The sequence below is a fragment of the Pseudomonas sp. BB438 genome, assembly GCF_057180225.1.
The window spans coordinates 4,459,539-4,476,043 of record NZ_CM170001.1 but is presented as its reverse complement, the minus strand read 5'-3'; the positions used below and the strand labels follow the sequence as shown (position 1 = coordinate 4,476,043).

At 64.4% G+C, this 16,505-nt stretch carries 14 protein-coding genes; 8 read left to right on the top strand and 6 right to left on the bottom strand.

Annotation, left to right across the window (positions count from 1 at the left end):
- The gene (locus AC1ZV1_RS20455) at positions 1 to 738 is read left to right on the top strand and encodes an S-methyl-5'-thioinosine phosphorylase (protein WP_484293353.1); all 738 of its coding nucleotides are present in this window, start codon (positions 1 to 3) and stop codon (positions 736 to 738) included.
- A gap of 90 nt (positions 739 to 828) precedes the next feature.
- Here the strand turns inward: AC1ZV1_RS20455 and AC1ZV1_RS20450 are convergent, their stop codons facing one another.
- Entirely contained in the window at positions 829 to 1,491 is a 663-nt protein-coding gene (locus AC1ZV1_RS20450; protein WP_484293352.1) for a CsiV family protein, read from the bottom strand.
- Between the two features lie 11 nt (positions 1,492 to 1,502).
- Positions 1,503 to 4,967 carry a transcription-repair coupling factor gene (gene mfd, locus AC1ZV1_RS20445; RefSeq protein ID WP_484293351.1) on the bottom strand — a complete coding sequence of 1,155 codons (3,465 nt, stop codon included), beginning with the start codon at positions 4,965 to 4,967 and terminating at the stop codon, positions 1,503 to 1,505.
- A 140-nt stretch (positions 4,968 to 5,107) separates the two neighbouring features.
- On the opposite strand from mfd, the gene AC1ZV1_RS20440 reads away from it, so the two are divergent.
- The 4 genes from AC1ZV1_RS20440 to sthA all read left to right on the top strand — a co-directional run bounded on the left by AC1ZV1_RS20440 (position 5,108) and on the right by sthA (position 10,827).
- Positions 5,108 to 6,574: a glyceraldehyde-3-phosphate dehydrogenase gene (locus tag AC1ZV1_RS20440; protein ID WP_484293350.1), complete on the top strand. Its 1,467-nt coding sequence runs from the start codon at positions 5,108 to 5,110 to the stop codon at positions 6,572 to 6,574.
- Positions 6,575 to 6,683: 109 nt separating this feature from the next.
- Positions 6,684 to 8,081, top strand: coding sequence for an amino acid permease (locus tag AC1ZV1_RS20435; protein ID WP_484293349.1), 1,398 nt, complete (start codon positions 6,684 to 6,686; stop codon positions 8,079 to 8,081).
- A 127-nt stretch (positions 8,082 to 8,208) separates the two neighbouring features.
- The gene (locus AC1ZV1_RS20430; protein WP_484293348.1) at positions 8,209 to 9,222 is read left to right on the top strand and encodes an FAD:protein FMN transferase; all 1,014 of its coding nucleotides are present in this window, start codon (positions 8,209 to 8,211) and stop codon (positions 9,220 to 9,222) included.
- A gap of 210 nt (positions 9,223 to 9,432) precedes the next feature.
- On the top strand, positions 9,433 to 10,827 hold the full coding sequence (gene sthA / locus AC1ZV1_RS20425; RefSeq protein WP_484293347.1) for a Si-specific NAD(P)(+) transhydrogenase: 1,395 nt from the start codon (positions 9,433 to 9,435) through the stop codon (positions 10,825 to 10,827).
- Between the two features lie 42 nt (positions 10,828 to 10,869).
- Here sthA and AC1ZV1_RS20420 read toward each other — a convergent pair whose 3' ends face one another.
- Genes AC1ZV1_RS20420 through AC1ZV1_RS20410 form a run of 3 tightly spaced genes read right to left on the bottom strand, consistent with a single transcriptional unit; the run spans position 10,870 to position 12,493 of the window.
- Positions 10,870 to 11,592 carry a glycerophosphodiester phosphodiesterase gene (locus AC1ZV1_RS20420; RefSeq protein WP_484293346.1) on the bottom strand — a complete coding sequence of 241 codons (723 nt, stop codon included), beginning with the start codon at positions 11,590 to 11,592 and terminating at the stop codon, positions 10,870 to 10,872.
- Entirely contained in the window at positions 11,589 to 11,903 is a 315-nt protein-coding gene (locus AC1ZV1_RS20415; protein ID WP_484293345.1) for a phosphodiesterase, read from the bottom strand. The genes AC1ZV1_RS20420 and AC1ZV1_RS20415 overlap by 4 nt, the downstream gene beginning before the upstream one ends.
- Before the next feature lie 14 nt (positions 11,904 to 11,917).
- A complete protein-coding gene (locus AC1ZV1_RS20410) occupies positions 11,918 to 12,493 on the bottom strand; it encodes a PilZ domain-containing protein (protein ID WP_484293344.1) in 576 nt (191 codons plus the stop codon).
- Positions 12,494 to 12,617: 124 nt separating this feature from the next.
- Here AC1ZV1_RS20410 and AC1ZV1_RS20405 point away from each other — a divergent pair, with 124 nt between their 5' ends.
- The 3 genes from AC1ZV1_RS20405 to AC1ZV1_RS20395 are packed head-to-tail and all read left to right on the top strand — an operon-like array spanning position 12,618 to position 15,821.
- Positions 12,618 to 13,871, top strand: coding sequence for a lipoprotein-releasing ABC transporter permease subunit (locus tag AC1ZV1_RS20405; protein WP_484293343.1), 1,254 nt, complete (start codon positions 12,618 to 12,620; stop codon positions 13,869 to 13,871).
- Complete coding sequence (gene lolD, locus AC1ZV1_RS20400) at positions 13,864 to 14,562, top strand: lipoprotein-releasing ABC transporter ATP-binding protein LolD (RefSeq protein ID WP_017519266.1); 699 nt, start codon at positions 13,864 to 13,866, stop codon at positions 14,560 to 14,562. The genes AC1ZV1_RS20405 and lolD overlap by 8 nt, the downstream gene beginning before the upstream one ends.
- A gap of 11 nt (positions 14,563 to 14,573) precedes the next feature.
- Complete coding sequence (locus AC1ZV1_RS20395; RefSeq protein WP_484293342.1) at positions 14,574 to 15,821, top strand: lipoprotein-releasing ABC transporter permease subunit; 1,248 nt, start codon at positions 14,574 to 14,576, stop codon at positions 15,819 to 15,821.
- 72 nt (positions 15,822 to 15,893) lie between these two features.
- Here AC1ZV1_RS20395 and AC1ZV1_RS20390 read toward each other — a convergent pair whose 3' ends face one another.
- Positions 15,894 to 16,424, bottom strand: a complete 531-nt coding sequence (locus tag AC1ZV1_RS20390) for a DUF2062 domain-containing protein (RefSeq protein ID WP_484293341.1) — start codon at positions 16,422 to 16,424, stop codon at positions 15,894 to 15,896.
- Positions 16,425 to 16,505 lie beyond the last annotated feature (81 nt).

Genomic DNA, 16,505 nt, shown 5'->3' with positions numbered 1-16,505 from the left:
ATGACTGTCTACGCCATTATCGGCGGCACCGGCCTGACCCAGCTGGACGGGCTGACCCTGAAGGACGCCATCGAGCTGGATACGCCCTACGGCGCGCCTTCAGCGACCATCCAGCGCGGCGAGTTTGCCGGCCGCGAGGTCCTGTTCCTCGCGCGTCATGGCCACCCACACCGTTTTCCGCCGCACCAGGTGAACTACCGCGCCAACCTCTGGGCGCTGAAGCAGGCGGGCGCCGAGGCTGTCCTGGCGGTGAACGCCGTGGGGGGAATCCATGCGGCCATGGGCAGCGGCCATCTCTGTGTTCCGCACCAGATCATCGATTACACCTGGGGGCGCGAACACACCTATTTCGCCGGCGACATCGACCACGTCACCCACATCGACTTCAGCCATCCCTACGACGAGCCGTTGCGGCTGAAACTGATCGCTGCCTTGCAGGCCCTGGGCTATCCGTACAGCAGTCACGGCGTGTATGCCGCGACCCAGGGTCCGCGCCTGGAAACCGTGGCGGAAGTCGCCAAACTCGAGCGTGACGGTTGCGACATCATTGGCATGACCGGCATGCCCGAGGCTGCCCTCGCTCGTGAGCTGGATCTGCCTTACGCCTGCCTGTCGCTGGTGGTGAACCCGGCGGCCGGCAAGTCCAGCGGCATCATCACCATGGCCGAGATCGAGCAGGCACTGCACGAAGGCATCGGCAAGGTGCGCGAGGTGCTGGGGCGCGTGCTTGTAAGCTGACGTACCCTGAAGGAACGGGCCATGCCGGTGATCACGCGCATGGTGCGCTCCTGCATAAAGAGAAAGCCCGGCGAATGCCGGGCTTTTTCGTCATTGCGCCGGCTGAGCCGGCGGTGGGGCGTCGAAGCCGCCGTCTGCGGGCGCGGCCGGCGCTGGTTGCAGCTGCGGAGCGTCCGGTCCGGTCGGTGCCTCGTCTTCCATGCCGGGCGGTGGCGGGGAAGCGGGGCGGGCGTTGAGCGGGGTGACCTTGATCAGCATGCCCAGGCTGGGGTGGTCGAGGTAGGTCAGCACGCTGTTCTTCAGGCTCGCTTCCTGGACCATATGCTGGCTGGCGGCGAGCAGGCCGTCCTGGCCGAACTGGTTGATCCAGAAGTCGGTCCGGGTGTTGACGAAGCGCTGCTGGCTGAGGGTGACGGTGCCTTCCACCGGGAAGTGGCCGTCACGCTGGGCGCCTTCGCTCAGGGATATCTTCACCGGGTTGGCATCGATCTCCTGGCGCCAGGCCTTGTGCATCAGCACCTGGAAGCCCTCATTCTGTTTGAGCTTGGCCACCTGGGCGTCCATTGCGGTGGGGCGCGAGCTGTCCGGGCCCGGCGGTTGCGCGCCCTTCGCCCAGTCGTCAGGCGCAGGGCGGCTGGCAAACACGGCGTCGCCGGACTGCTGGAAGAGGATCAGCTCCACCTGGTAAGGCTCGGCGAAAGCGGCTGGCGAGAGAAGCGCCAGCGACAGCAGCAGGGGTTGGAACAGGCGCATGCACAGGGTCCTTAGTGAGTCTGTGGCGTGAGGCGCTCCAGCAGCGCCTCCAGCGTGTTGAACCGTTCTTCCGGGCGCTCCATGGGCACCTGGAACTTGAAGAGGGTGGCCCCTTCGAATTTGTACCGATTGGGCTGGCTCTGGATCATCTTGATCAGGACCAGCGGGTCGACGCAGGTATCGGCGGCGAATTCTACCCGTCCGCCCTGCGGACCGGCATCCACCTTCACGATCCCGAGTTTTTCCGCCTGCAGTTTCAGAAGTGTCAGGCGGATGAGGTTCTTCGCCGGCTCCGGCAGCAGGCCGAAGCGATCGATCATCTCCACCTGCAACTCGCGCAGGCCGTCTTCGTCGATGGCGTTGGCGATGCGCTTGTACAGGATCAGGCGAGCGTGGACATCCGGCAGGTAGTCCTCGGGGATCAGTGCGGGTACCCGCAAATTGATGTCCGGGCCGCCGCCCAGCGGCTGCTCCAAATTCGGCTGCTCGCCCTTGCGGATGGCTTTCACCGCGCGTTCGAGCATTTCCATGTAGAGGGTGAAGCCCACGGCCTGGATCTGCCCGCTCTGGCCGTCGCCGAGCAGTTCGCCGGCGCCGCGGATTTCCAGGTCATGGGTGGCCAGCACGAAGCCGGCGCCCAGGTCCTGGGCATTGGCAATGGCTTCCAGGCGCTTCTCGGCGTCCGGGGTCATCTGCTTGCGCGGCGGGGTGAGCAGGTAGGCGTAGGCCTGGTGGTGGCTGCGGCCGACGCGCCCGCGCAACTGGTGCAGCTGGGCCAGGCCGAATTTGTCGGCGCGCTCGATGAGGATGGTATTGGCGCTGGGCACGTCGATGCCGGTCTCGATGATGGTCGAGGCCACCAGCACGTTGAAGCGCTTGTGGTAGAAGTCGCTCATCACCCGTTCGAGTTCGCGCTCGTTCATCTGCCCGTGGCCGATGCCGATGCGCGCCTCGGGAACGAGCTCCGCCAGGTCGCGGGCGCACTTCTCGATGGTCTTCACCTCGTTGTGCAGGAAGTACACCTGGCCGCCACGCAGCAGTTCGCGGAGCAGGGCCTCCTTGATCACCGATTTCTGCTCTTCCATGACGAAGGTGCGCACGGAGAGGCGGCGCGCTGGCGGCGTGGCGATGATCGACAGATCACGCATGCCGGCGACCGCCATGTTGAGCGTGCGCGGAATCGGCGTGGCGGTGAGGGTGAGGATGTCCACTTCACTGCGCAGGGACTTGAGCTGTTCCTTCTGGCGCACACCGAAGCGGTGCTCTTCGTCGATGATGACCAGGCCGAGGTTCTTGAACTTCACATCGTCCTGCAACAGCTTGTGGGTGCCGATGACGATGTCGACCTTGCCCTCCGCCAACTGCGCCACGGCGCCTTCGACTTCTTTGGCGGACTTGAAGCGGCTCATCACCTCGACGTTCACCGGCCAGTCGGCGAAGCGATCGCGGAAGCTGTTGTAGTGCTGCTGGGCGAGGAGGGTGGTTGGTACCAGCACGGCGACCTGCTTGCCGCTATGCACCGCGACGAAGGCTGCGCGCATGGCCACTTCGGTCTTGCCGAAGCCAACGTCGCCGCAGACCAGGCGGTCCATCGGTTTGTCGGCAAGCATGTCGGCCAGCACGGCTTCGATGGCGGTCTGTTGGTCCGGGGTTTCCTCGAACGGGAAGCCGGCGGAGAAGGTGGCGTAGTCGGCCTTGGGATCCTTGAAGGCATAGCCCTTGCGCGCGGCTCGGCGGGCGTAGATGTCCAACAGTTCGGCGGCGACGTCGCGGACCTGCTCGGCGGCCTTGCGCTTGGCTTTCTGCCAGGTTTCCGAGCCCAGCTTGTGCAGTGGCGCCAGGGCGTCGTCGCTGCCGGTGTAGCGGGCAATCAGGTGCAGGTTGGCCACCGGCACGTAGAGCTTGGCTTCGTCGGCGTATTCCAGGGCGAGGAATTCGGCGTTCTGGCCGTCGATTTCCAGGGTGATCAGGCCCATGTAGCGGCCGACGCCGTGGTCGATATGCACCACCGGCGCGCCTTCGCGCAGCTCGGTGAGGTTCTTGATGACGTTCTCGCCGCCGTCGCGGGTTTTCTCGCGGCGGCGGCGCTGCATGACGCGCTGGCCGAACAGCGGGCTCTCGGCCACCAGGGCGATGCCGGGCTGGCCTTTGTCGGCGTCCAGCAGCAGGCCTTCGTCCATCGGCGCGATGGTGATCGCCAGGCGATCCTTATGCGCCAGGAAGCCCGGCCAGCCTTCGACTTCCACCGGACGCAGCTTCAGCCGCGCCAGTAGTTCCAGCAACACCTCGCGGCGACCGGCGGATTCGGCGGTGAAGAGGATGCGTCCGTCGAACTGCTCGATGAACTGGCGCAGGCGCGCCAGGGGCTCGGTCGCCTTGGCTTCGATGGCCAGCTCCGGCAGCGCCTCGGCGGGGAAGCGCTCGCGGCCGACACCGGTCTCGATGGGCTCGGGGCTGACGATCACGCGCGGCCAGCTCTTCAGGCGGGCGAAGCAGTCTTCCACCGGCAGGAAGACTTCGGCTGGCGGCAGCAGTGGGCGCTCGGGGTCGTAGCGACGGTCTTCGTAGCGGTTGCGCACGTCGGTCCAGAACTGCTCGGCGGCGGTCTCGATGCCGGGCAGGGAGAACACCTGGGTGTCCTGCGGCAGGTAGTCGAACAGCGTCGACGTCTCGCCCTCTTCGAAGAACAGCGGGATGTAGTACTCGATGCCGGCGGGTGTCAGACCGCTGGCCAGGTCCTGGTAGATCGGGCAGCGGCGGTAGTCGACATCGAAGCGCTCGCGGAAGCGGCCACGGAAGCCGGTCACGGCTTCCTTGCGCAGCGGGAACTCGCGGGCCGGCAGCAGGCGGATGCTCTCCACCTTGTCGATGGAGCGCTGGGTTTCCGGGTCGAAGGTGCGCAGCGTCTCGATTTCGTCGTCGAACAGGTCGATGCGGTAGGGTAGCTCGCTGCCCATCGGGAACAGGTCGATCAGCGCGCCGCGCACGGCAAACTCGCCGTGTTCGTAGACCGTGTCCACGCACCGGTAGCCGGCAGCTTCGAAGCGGCTGCGCATCTGCTCGACGTCGAGTTTCTGGCCGACGTCCAGCACCAGGCTGCTACCGAGCAGGAACTTGGCCGGCGCCAGGCGGTGCAGGGCGGTGGTGATGGGCACCACCAGCACGCCGCGGCGCAGTTCGGGCAGTTGGTAAAGGGCGGCGACGCGCTGGGAAATGATGTCCTGGTGCGGCGAGAACACGTCGTAGGGCAGGGTTTCCCAGTCCGGCAACTGCAGCACCGGCAGGTCCGGCGCGAAGAAGCGCAGTTCCTGCTCCAGGCGCTCGGCGCTCTGGCTGTCGGCGGTCAGCAACAGGGTGAAACGTTTCGCTGGCCCCGACGCTTCGGCGATGGCCAGGCTCAGGGCGGCCCCCGGGAGGTTGCCCCAGGATTGCTTGCCGGCCGCGGTCGGCAAAGTAGGAATACGCAATACGGACACGGGCAGTCTTGGCTCCGGTCGAGGAATTTGACCGGTCGGATTGTAACTATCCCGATTGACGGATGTCAGTCATACGACCGCTGCGGATTGCCGGCGATTGTTCACGCCGTCATAATGTAGCCCCTTTTTTCTTCTCCTACATGTGGAAGGTATTGCCCGTGACCCAGAAGCCCGACCAGTGTCTCGGTGAGTGGATCGATCGTGAAGCCCTCGCGGAAGCCATGATTCCGCTGATCGGCCAACTCTACCGTAACAACAACGTGGTGACCTCGATCTACGGCCGTGGCCTGATCAACCGTTCGGTGATCGCGATCCTCAAAGCGCACCGTTTCGCTCGTCACCGCCTGGCCGAAGAAGGCGGGCTGTCGGTTCACGACACTTTCCCGATCCTCAAGGCGATGAGCGAGCTCAAGCTGGGCGCCGCTTCGGTAGACCTGGGCAAGATGGTTGCCAAGTTCAAGACCGAAGGCAACGGCCGCAGCATCGAGCAGTTCACCAAGGACGAGCTGGCTGACGTGGTCGGCAAGCAGAACGGTGGCGCCCGCGAAGGCACCGACGTCGTCCTGTACGGCTTCGGTCGTATCGGTCGCCTCCTGGCCCGTATCCTCATCGAGAAGACCGGTGGCGGCGACGGCCTGCGCCTGCGCGCCATCGTCGTCCGCAAGGGTGCCGAGAACGACCTGGTCAAGCGCGCCAGCCTGCTGCGTCGTGACTCCGTGCATGGTCCGTTCGACGGCACCATCACCATCGACGAAGAAAACAACACCATCACCGCGAACGGCAACCTGATCCAGGTGATCTACTCCAACGATCCGGCGTCGATCGACTACACCCAGTACGGCATCAAGAACGCCCTGCTGGTCGACAACACCGGCAAGTGGCGTGATGCCGAAGGGCTGGGCCAGCACCTGAAGTGCCCGGGTATCGACCGTGTGATCCTGACCGCTCCGGGCAAGGGCGCACTGAAGAACGTCGTGCATGGCATCAACCATGGCGACATCACCGCTGACGACAAGATCGTCTCGGCCGCTTCCTGCACCACCAACGCCATCGTGCCGGTGCTGAAGGCTGTCAACGATCAGTACGGCATCGTCAACGGCCACGTCGAAACCGTTCACTCGTTCACCAACGACCAGAACCTGATCGACAACTTCCACAAGGGCAGCCGTCGCGGCCGCGCCGCGCCGCTGAACATGGTGATCACCGAGACTGGCGCCGCTACCGCTGCAGCCAAGGCTCTGCCGGTTCTGAAAGGCAAGCTGACCGGCAACGCCATCCGCGTTCCGACGCCGAACGTCTCCATGGCCATCCTGAACCTGAACCTGGAAAAGGCCACCAACCGCGAAGAAATCAACGAGTACCTGCGCCAGATGGCCATGCACTCGGACCTGCAGAAGCAGATCGACTTCGTGTCCTCGCAGGAAGTGGTTTCCACCGACTTCGTCGGCTCCCGCCATGCGGGCGTCGTCGATGCCGAGGCGACCATCGCCAACGACAACCGCGTCGTCCTGTACGTCTGGTACGACAACGAGTTCGGCTACAGCTGCCAGGTCGTCCGCGTGATGGAAGACATGGCTGGCGTGAACCCGCCGGCTTTCCCGCGCTGATTCAGGCGGTATAAGGGAAACGGGAGCTCTCGGGCTCCCGTTTTTCGTTAGTGGCACCCCCATAAGCATCAATAAAATCTGCCAATTCCCGAACCTGGAAAGACTTCAAATGGATGGACAACATCTGCATGAAGGCGAGCTGAAGCGCGGTCTCAAGAACCGACACATCCAGCTGATCGCCCTCGGCGGCGCCATTGGTACCGGCCTGTTCCTGGGCTCGGCCGGCGTCCTGCAATCCGCCGGCCCCTCGATGATTCTGGGCTATGCCATCGGCGGCTTCATTGCCTTCCTGATCATGCGCCAGCTGGGCGAGATGATCGTCGAGGAGCCTGTCGCCGGTTCCTTCAGTCATTTCGCGCACAAGTACTGGGGTGGTTTCGCCGGTTTCATGTCCGGCTGGAACTACTGGGTGCTGTACATCCTGGTGGGGATGTCGGAGCTGACCGCGGTCGGCAAGTACATCCAGTTCTGGTGGCCGGACTTCCCGACCTGGGCAACGGCGGCGGTGTTCTTCGTCCTGATCAATGCCGTCAATCTGTTCAACGTGAAGGCCTTCGGCGAGACCGAGTTCTGGTTCGCGATCATCAAGGTCGTCGCCATCATCGGCATGATCCTGCTCGGCGTCTGGCTGCTGGTCAGTGGCACCGGCGGTCCGCAGGCCTCGGTGAGCAACCTGTGGGCCCACGGCGGCTTCTTCCCCAATGGCTGGAAGGGGCTGATCATGGTCCTTGCGATCATCATGTTCTCCTTCGGCGGCCTGGAGCTGGTCGGCATCACCGCCGCCGAAGCCTCCGAGCCGAAGAAGGTGATCCCCAAGGCGATCAACCAGGTCATCTACCGGATCCTGATCTTCTACATCGGCGCGCTGGCCGTGCTGCTCTCGCTATACCCCTGGGATGCTCTGCTGCAGAGCATCAACAGCGCCGGCGACCCCTACAGCGGCAGCCCATTCGTGAAGGTCTTCTCGCTGCTGGGCAGTGAGTACGCGGCCAACATCCTCAACTTCGTGGTGCTCACCGCCGCGCTGTCGGTCTACAACAGCTGTGTGTACTGCAACAGTCGCATGCTCTACGGCCTGGCCGAGCAGGGTGATGCGCCGCGCGCCTTCGCCAAGGTCGACAGCCGTGGTGTGCCGCTGCTGGCCATCGGCGTTTCCGCCTTCATCACCCTGGCCTGCGTCGTGGTCAACTACGTGATCCCGCACCAGGCGCTGGAGCTGCTGATGTCGCTGGTGGTCGCCGCGCTGGTGATCAACTGGGCGATGATCAGCCTGGCCCACATGAAGTTCCGCAAGGCCATGGTCGCCAAGGGCGTGCAGCCGTTCTTCCGCGCGCTGTGGTACCCCTACGGTAACTGGCTGTGCCTGGCCTTCGTGGTGTTCATCCTCGGCATCATGCTGCAGATCCCGGGCATCGACGTGTCGGTGTACGCGATTCCGGTGTGGATCGTGCTGATGGGTGTGTGCTACCTGTTCAAGCGCAAGTCTCCGGCCAAGGCCAGCGCCTGAACCGGTTGAGAAACGGGAGCTTCGGCTCCCGTTTTCTTTTGGTAATGCACCTTTGCCGGAGCGGCAACAGTAGCGCCGGGTGCTTGCGGTAGAATGCCCTGCGCCGCGCGCCTGGCGGCTGATGGAGATGACCTTGTCCCGTACAAGCCTGTTGATCGTGCTGGTTCTGGCAGCCCTTAGTGGTTGCGGGCAGTCCGTCGAGCGCTTCGGCGGGCCGACCATGGGCAGCAGCTACGCGGTGCAGTTCGTGCCCACCGGCAAGTCACCGGATGCGGCGAAGCTCAAGGCCGAGGTCGACTCGATCCTGGCGAGCCTCGACGAGCAGTTCTCCACGTACCGCGACGACTCCGTAGTATCACGCTTCAACGCCTTGCCCGCCGGCGCCTGCTTGGCGGTGCCGGCGGACATGCAGACGCTCTGGCGCTACGGCGAACAGCTTTCGCAGCAGAGCGGCGGCGCCTTTGACCTGACCGTCGAGCCGCTGATGAATCTATGGGGTTTCGGCCCGCAGTCACGCAGCGAGCAGGTGCCCGAAGCCGCCGCGCTGGAGCGGGAACGCGCCCGCGTCGGCCATCAGCATCTGCATCTGAACGGTGGCCAACTGTGCAAGGACGTCGACGCGCAACTCGACTTCGACAGTATCGTCGCCGGTTATGCCGTGGACCAGGTGAGTGCCCGCCTTGCCGAAATGGGCCTGACGGATTACCTCGTGGAGATCACCGGCGAGCTCAAGGCCGTCGGTCACAAGCCCGATGGCACGTCCTGGCGGATCGCCCTGGAAGTACCCAGCGGAGAGCGCGAGCGGCAGGTGCAGCGCTCGGTGGCGCTGGACGGCATCGGTCTGTCCACCTCCGGCGACTACCGCAACTATTTCGAGGAAGGTGGGCAGCGCTATTCGCACACCTTCGACCCGCGCACCGGTGCGCCGGTCAGGCACGCCCTGGCAGCGGTCACGGTGGCGGAGGCCCAGGCCCTGCGCGCCGATGGCCTGTCGACCCTGCTGATGGTGCTGGGGCCGGAGGAGGGCTATACCTTTGCCGAGCGCAATGGGCTTGCAGCCTTCTTCATCGTGCGCCAGGGCGAGGGGTTCGTGACCCGTGCGACGACGCGCTTCGAGGCGCTGTTTCCGTCGCCTGAATGAACGCTTCGGCGGGCATGATGGCGGCCCGCAGGGTGGTCAAGGCATGTAGTGAAGGCAAAATTCGCCTACCTGCCGACCAACCGCTAATGTGCAGCCTTTTGCCGCAGGGCTAAGCTGCGCCAATGATTTCGATCCGCCTCGGCGCATGTGGTGCCGGGGCTTCGCCGGGAGCGCCACGCGGGCGTCCCGGCCTGTTCTGAAGGAGTACGCATGGCTGTCTACAACTACGACGTGGTGATTCTCGGCACGGGCCCGGCAGGCGAGGGGGCGGCGATGAACGCCTCCAAGTACGGGCGCAAGCTGGCGGTGGTGGACAGCCGTCGCGTGGTCGGCGGCAACTGCACGCACCTGGGCACCATCCCGTCCAAGGCACTGCGTCACTCGGTGAAGCAGATCATCGAGTTCAACACCAACCCGATGTTCCGCCAGATCGGCGAGCCGCGCTGGTTTTCCTTCCCGGACGTGCTGAAAAGCGCCGAGCGGGTGATCTCCAAGCAGGTCGCCTCGCGCACCGGCTACTACGCACGCAACCGCATCGACATGTTCAACGGCACCGCCAGTTTCGTCGACGAGCGCACCGTTGAAGTCGTGACCCCCAGCGGCGCCGTGGAGCGCCTGGTAGCCGACCAGTTCGTCATCGCCACCGGCTCGCGCCCGTATCGTCCGTCGGACATCAACTTCAACCACCCGCGCGTCTACGACAGCGACACCATCCTGTCCCTGAGCCACACTCCGCGCCGCCTGATCATCTACGGAGCCGGCGTGATCGGCTGCGAGTACGCCTCGATCTTCAGCGGCCTGGGCGTGCTGGTGGACCTGATCGACACCCGCGACCAACTGCTGAGCTTCCTCGACGACGAAATCTCCGATGCGCTGAGCTACCACCTGCGCAACAACAACGTGCTGATCCGTCACAACGAGGATTACGAGCGCGTGGAAGGCCTGGACAACGGGGTGATCCTGCACCTGAAGTCGGGCAAGAAGATCAAGGCCGATGCCCTGCTGTGGTGCAACGGCCGTACCGGCAATACCGACCGCCTGGGCCTCGAGAACATCGGTATCAAGGTCAACAGCCGCGGCCAGATCGAGACGGATGAGAACTACCGCACCTCGGTATCGAACATCTATGCCGCCGGTGACGTGATCGGCTGGCCGAGTCTGGCCAGCGCCGCCTACGACCAGGGTCGTTCGGCTGCCGGCAACATCGTCGAGCACGATGGCTGGCGCTTCGTGAACGACGTGCCGACCGGTATCTACACCATTCCGGAGATCAGCTCGATCGGCAAGAACGAGCAGGAGCTGACCGTGGCGAAGATTCCCTATGAGGTGGGCAAGGCCTTCTTCAAGGGCATGGCTCGCGCGCAGATCTCCAACGAGCCGGTGGGCATGCTGAAGATCCTGTTCCACCGCGACACCCTGGAAATCCTTGGCGTGCACTGCTTCGGCGACCAGGCCTCGGAGATCGTCCATATTGGCCAGGCGATCATGAACCAGCCGGGTGAACTGAATACCCTGAAGTACTTCGTCAACACCACCTTCAACTATCCGACCATGGCCGAAGCTTACCGCGTAGCGGCGTTCGACGGCCTGAACCGGATTTTTTGAAATACCCCGACCGGCGGCCTGAGCCGGTCGGGGGGAACCTGCTCAGCGATTCCCGATCGTGGCAGTGGCCAAACCGGGAAAGTCTGTGATCAGGCTATCCACGCCAAAATCGGCGAGCCGGCGCATCAGGGCCGGCTCGTTGACCGTCCAGACCGACACATGCAGCCCCTGCTTCTGCGCTTTCAGCAAGCGCTCCGGGGTGCAGAGCATCCAGTTCAGCGCCAGCAGATCGCACCCGTAGTGTGCGGCGACCTTCAGCGGGTCGAGCCAGGCGTATTCGGCGACCAGCCCGCGTGACAGATCCGGTGCCAGCTCTTCCAGCGCGCGCAGCACCGTGCGCGAGCTCGAGGTCACGGTGATCCGGTCGCGCAGACCGAAACGTCCCACCAGTTGGTGGATCGCCTGCACCGTGCGCCCGGCACGATCCTTCGATGCGCTCTTCACTTCCAACTGCCAGTGGTCGAACTCGCAGCGTTCGAACAGCTCCGCCAGGCGCGGAACAGGGCAGGGGCGCACCCAGCCCGGGCCGCCTTCGCGGGCGTCCATGGTCACCAGGTCCTCCGCCAGTTGCTCGGAAACCTTGCCGCGGCGGCCGGTGGTGCGCTTGAGCGTCGGGTCGTGGATCACCATCAGCTCACCGTCGCGGGATAGGTGCAGGTCCAGTTCGCAGCGCTTCACGCCATGTTCCAGGCAGCGCAGGAAGCTGTTCAGGGTGTTTTCCGGTGCTTCGCCTTTGGCGCCGCGATGGCCATAGATCAGAGTCACTGGGGCTCCTTGGGAGTCGGTGAAAGGTCCTTGAGGTACTGGGAGCGGTGCTGGCGGACGGCATCGACCACCACCCCGCTTTCGAAATAGACGCTGAATTCGCGGTAGTCCCAGCGCGAGATGGGCGGCTTGCCCACCGCCGGGTGCTCCTCGTCCGGCAGGCCGAAGCGTTCGAGCACGGCTTTCTGGCTCTCGCCGCGGACCGGCAGCACGGTGTGCGGGTCGCCCTGGGCGCCCACGGGTATCGAGAGGGTATCTGCCAGCAGTGGCAGCGGGGTGACAAGGCTCAACAGAAGCAGCAGATGGCGCATGGAATTCCCTGGGTTCATGCTTCGCGAGCCTTGGCCTGCCGGCGTTCCAATGCCTGGCGCTGGAGGATGTGGCGGGCCAGCAACTGGCGCGGGGCGTCGCCAAGCATCTCGAATTCGGTGCCGATCTCGTAGTCGCCCTCGGGTTGTTGCTGGCAATGGGTGACCTTGGCGCGCAGCAGCAGGCCCAGGCCATGGGGTAGCAGGATGATCTTCAGCGCCAGGTCCTGGCCCGTCGGCAGCGGCTGGGCGTCCCGGAAATTGATGCCGCCCTCGGACAGCGTCACCCGTCGCGCCGGTCCGATCTCGCTGAGCAGGCTCTGGGTCAGGGCCTGGGCGATCAGATCGATGCGCTTGTTCATGACCTTCAGGTAACTGGCCAGCGGGCGATCGCGCTCGTTGATATGGCGCAGCAGGTGCTGCGACTCGAAGTCGGTCAGGTGCAGGTCGCTGAGCAGATTGAACAGCGCGGAATCATCCTGAAGCACTTCTTGCGACTGGATTTCGTCCTCGCGCAGCGGGCGAAATTCCAATGCGAGTGTGTCTTCAATACGATAATATTCGCGGCGGTCATCCGCGTCTGGAGTGGACATGGCGAACCCACGGCGGCAGTGATGGTCTGAGTGTAAAGCCGCCTGCCGAGCCTCGCCACACGGAAGTCGCACGCCAGATGGAACTGACGCCCGACGCACTCTTCATCTTCTCAATCGGCCCCACATGTTCAGACCTCTTTCCGTCTATATCGGAACGCGCTACACACGCGCCAAACGCCGCAGCCACTTCGTTTCCTTCATTTCGCTCACCTCCATGATCGGCCTCGCGCTGGGCGTGGTGGTGATGATCGTGGTGCTCTCGGTGATGAACGGTTTCGATCACGAGATGCGCACCCGCGTGCTGGGCATGGTGCCCCACGCCACGGTCGAGTCCTACCAGCCCATTTCCGACTGGCAAGGCATTGCCGGGCAGATCAAGACCCAGCATCCCAACGTGCTGGAGGTCGCGCCCTTCATTCAGATGCAGGGCTTGCTCAGCGCCGGTGGCACGGTACAGAAGGTGCTGATCAACGCCGTGGACCCGAACGAGGAACGCAAGGTCTCGATCATCGACCAGTTCTTCCAGCAGGGTTCGCTGCAGAGCCTCAAGCCCGGCGAATTCGGCATCATCATCGGCGACAAGGCGGCGACCAACCTCGGCGTGAAGCTGGGCGACAAGGTCACCTTCATCGCCCCCGAAGTCTCGGTCACGCCGGCCGGCATGTTCCCGCGGATGAAGCGCTTTACCGTGGTCGGCACCTTCCATGTCGGCGCCGGTGAGCTGGACGGCTACGTCGCCATGGTCCACATCGACGACGCAGCGCGCATGCGCCGCCTCAAGGAAGGCCAGGTCGAAGGCCTGCGCCTGAAGCTTGACGACCTGTTCCAGGCGCCGCGCACGGCCTGGGAAATCGCCCGTACCCTGAAGGGCAACGACTACTTCGCCCGCGACTGGACCCGCAGCCACGGCAACCTGTACCAGGCGATCCGCATGGAGAAATCCATGATCGGCCTGTTGCTGCTGCTGATCGTCGCGGTCGCCGCGTTCAACATCATTTCCACCCTGGTCATGGTCGTCACCGACAAGAAGGCCGACATCGCCATTCTGCGCACCCTGGGCGCCACGCCGGGACAGATCATGGCGACCTTCATGGTCCAGGGCACGGTGATCGGTGTGATCGGTACCTTCATCGGCGGCGTGCTGGGCATCCTCGCGGCGCTCAACGTCAGCTCTGCCATCGCCCTGCTGGAGCGCCTGCTGGGCCACAAGTTCCTCAACGCGGACGTCTACTTCATCGATTACCTGCCCTCGCAACTGATGAGCGAGGACGTGATCCTGGTGTGCAGCGCCGCGCTGATCCTGAGTTTCTTCGCCACCCTGTATCCGGCCTGGCGTGCGGCCCGCACCCAGCCCGCGGAGGCCCTGCGTTATGAGTAAGCCGACCCCCAACGACCAGGCTGTCCTGAGCTGCCGCGACCTCGGCAAGCGCTACGAGGAAGGCCCGCAGTCGGTCGAGGTGCTTTCGGGCGTGCAGCTGGAGCTGCTGCCTGGCGAGCGCGTCGCCATCGTGGGCAGCTCCGGCTCGGGCAAGAGCACGCTGCTGAATATGCTCGGCGGCCTCGACACCCCCAGCACCGGCAGCGTCTGGCTGGCTGGCGAGCAACTGTCGGCGCTGAACGAGAAACAGCGCGGCCTGCTGCGCAACCGCGCGCTGGGCTTCGTCTACCAGTTCCACCACCTGCTGCCGGAGTTCACCGCTCTGGAGAACGTCTGCATGCCGCTGCTGATCGGCAAGACACCGATCCCCGAGGCGCGCCAGCGTGCCACTGCGCTGCTGGAACGTGTGGGTCTGGGTCATCGCCTGAGCCACAAGCCGTCCGAGCTGTCCGGTGGGGAGCGCCAGCGCGTGGCCATCGCCCGTGCGCTGGTCAACACGCCGAAACTGGTGCTGCTCGACGAGCCCACCGGCAACCTCGACCAGCACACCGCCCACGGCATCCAGGAGCTGATGCTGGAGCTGTCGCAGTCCCTGCGTACCGCTTTCCTGGTAGTGACGCACGACACTCACCTCGCCCAGCAGATGGACCGTGTGCTGCGCCTGGAGGAGGGTCGGCTGGTCGCCGCCTGAGGGATAACGGAATGTTCAGACCCCTGTCCGTCTTCATCGGCACCCGCTATACCCGGGCCAAGCGGCGCAACCACTACATCTCATTCATCTCCCTGACGTCGATGATCGGCCTCGCCCTGGGCGTGCTGGCCATGATCGTGGTGCTCTCGGTGATGAACGGCTTCCAGAAGGAAATGCGCTCGCGCATCCTCGGCATGGTTCCGCATGCCGTGCTGCAGCAGACCAGCGGCCCGCTGGACAACTGGCAGCACGTCGCCGACGTGGCCAAGCAGAACCCGAAGATCGTCGGCGCAGTGCCCTACACCGAAGTCGACGGGATGCTCTCCTACAAGGGCATGATGCAGCCCATCGAGGTGGACGGCGTCGATCCGGCGCTGGAAACCCAGGTGTCGATCATCGGCCAGCACATGGTCCGTGGCAGCCTCGACGACCTCAAGGCCACCGAGTTCGGCGTGGTCATCGGCGAGATCACCGCGCGACGCTTCCACGTCAACGTCGGTGACAGCCTGCTGCTGATCGTTCCCGAGCCGAGCACCGCGCCCGGCGGCATCACCCCGCGCATGCAGCGCCTGAACGTGGTCGGCATCTTCAAGGTCGGCGCCGAGCTGGACAGCACCCTCGCGCTGATTCACGTGGACGATGCGGCCAGCCTGATGCGCTGGCAACCCGGCCAGGTGCAGAGTGTGCGCATCGCCGTGAAGGACCTGTTCCAGGCGCCGGACGTCAGCGCGGCCATCGCCAGGCAACTGGGTGACGGCTACCGCTCGGTGGACTGGACCCACACCCAGGGCAGCCTGTTCAGTGCGATGAAGATGGAAAAGACCATGATCGGCCTGCTGCTGTTGCTGATCGTCGCGGTCGCTGCCTTCAACATCATCGCCACCCTGATCATGGTCGTGGCCGACAAGCGTGCGGATATCGCCATCCTGCGTACCCTGGGTGCCACGCCGAAGCAGATCATGGCGATCTTCATGGTGCAGGGTACCGTGATCGGCCTGATCGGCACCGTCATCGGTTGCGTACTGGGCGTGCTGGCGGCGTACAACGTCACCGCCATTGTCTCGACCCTGGAGCGCGTCGCCGGGACACACGTGTTCAACTCGGATATCTACTTCATCAACTACCTGCCGTCCGACCCACAGATCAGCGACATCGTGCTGATCTGCGTCGCGGCGCTGTCGATGAGCTTCCTCGCCACGCTCTACCCGGCCTGGCGTGCGGCTTCGACCCAGCCGGCGGAATCGCTGCGCTACGAGTGATCGCCGGCCCATGAAAAAGCCGCCCTTCGGGGCGGCTTTTTCATTTCCGGGGGCACCCTGCAATGGCGGCGTCTACAGCCCTTGCTGGATGTTGCGTAGAGCTCGGCGCCGCCGCCAGCTGCGGCCGATCCACCAGCGCCAGTAACCCTCTGTGGCCAGGTAACCGAGGATGCCCACCAGGATTCCGCAGATCACCGAGCCCAGCAGGAAGGGTTGCCAGAGCATCGCCAGTTCGCCGCTGATCCACTCCCAGGTGAGGTGATCGGGGAGCGCGCGCGCCGGGATGCCCATGACCCAGGCGCCCATTTTGTAGGTGCAATAGAACACCGGCGGCATGGTGATCGGGTTGGTCAGCCAGACCAGTCCGACCGAGATTGGCAGGTTGGCCCGCACCCAGATGGCCAGCGAAGCGGCCAGTAACATCTGCAGCGGAATCGGGATGAAGGCAGCGAACAGTCCCATGCCCATGGCGCGCGAAACGGAGCGGCGATTCAGGTGCCAGAGGTTGGGCGACTGGATCAGCGGTCCGAGAAAGCGCAGGCCCTTGTGGTTCCTGATGCTCTCCGGATCGGGCATGTAGCGCTTGAAGATTCGGCGCGGCATGGAGGAAATCTCTGGCAGACGGACGACGGTCCATTATGCCTAGCTAGGTGACAGTCATTCGTTGCCAACTATGTCCGTGTG

Coding starts and splice junctions, on each gene's coding strand:
- AC1ZV1_RS20440 (WP_484293350.1), top strand. CDS start 5,108: ATGTGGAAGGTATTGCCCGTGACCCAGAAGCCCGACCAGTGTCTCGGT.
- AC1ZV1_RS20390 (WP_484293341.1), bottom strand. CDS start 16,424: ATGCCGCGCCGAATCTTCAAGCGCTACATGCCCGATCCGGAGAGCATC.
- AC1ZV1_RS20435 (WP_484293349.1), top strand. CDS start 6,684: ATGGATGGACAACATCTGCATGAAGGCGAGCTGAAGCGCGGTCTCAAG.
- AC1ZV1_RS20395 (WP_484293342.1), top strand. CDS start 14,574: ATGTTCAGACCCCTGTCCGTCTTCATCGGCACCCGCTATACCCGGGCC.
- AC1ZV1_RS20405 (WP_484293343.1), top strand. CDS start 12,618: ATGTTCAGACCTCTTTCCGTCTATATCGGAACGCGCTACACACGCGCC.
- AC1ZV1_RS20450 (WP_484293352.1), bottom strand. CDS start 1,491: ATGCGCCTGTTCCAACCCCTGCTGCTGTCGCTGGCGCTTCTCTCGCCA.
- lolD (WP_017519266.1), top strand. CDS start 13,864: ATGAGTAAGCCGACCCCCAACGACCAGGCTGTCCTGAGCTGCCGCGAC.
- AC1ZV1_RS20410 (WP_484293344.1), bottom strand. CDS start 12,493: ATGTCCACTCCAGACGCGGATGACCGCCGCGAATATTATCGTATTGAA.
- sthA (WP_484293347.1), top strand. CDS start 9,433: ATGGCTGTCTACAACTACGACGTGGTGATTCTCGGCACGGGCCCGGCA.
- AC1ZV1_RS20455 (WP_484293353.1), top strand. CDS start 1: ATGACTGTCTACGCCATTATCGGCGGCACCGGCCTGACCCAGCTGGAC.
- AC1ZV1_RS20415 (WP_484293345.1), bottom strand. CDS start 11,903: ATGCGCCATCTGCTGCTTCTGTTGAGCCTTGTCACCCCGCTGCCACTG.
- AC1ZV1_RS20430 (WP_484293348.1), top strand. CDS start 8,209: ATGACCTTGTCCCGTACAAGCCTGTTGATCGTGCTGGTTCTGGCAGCC.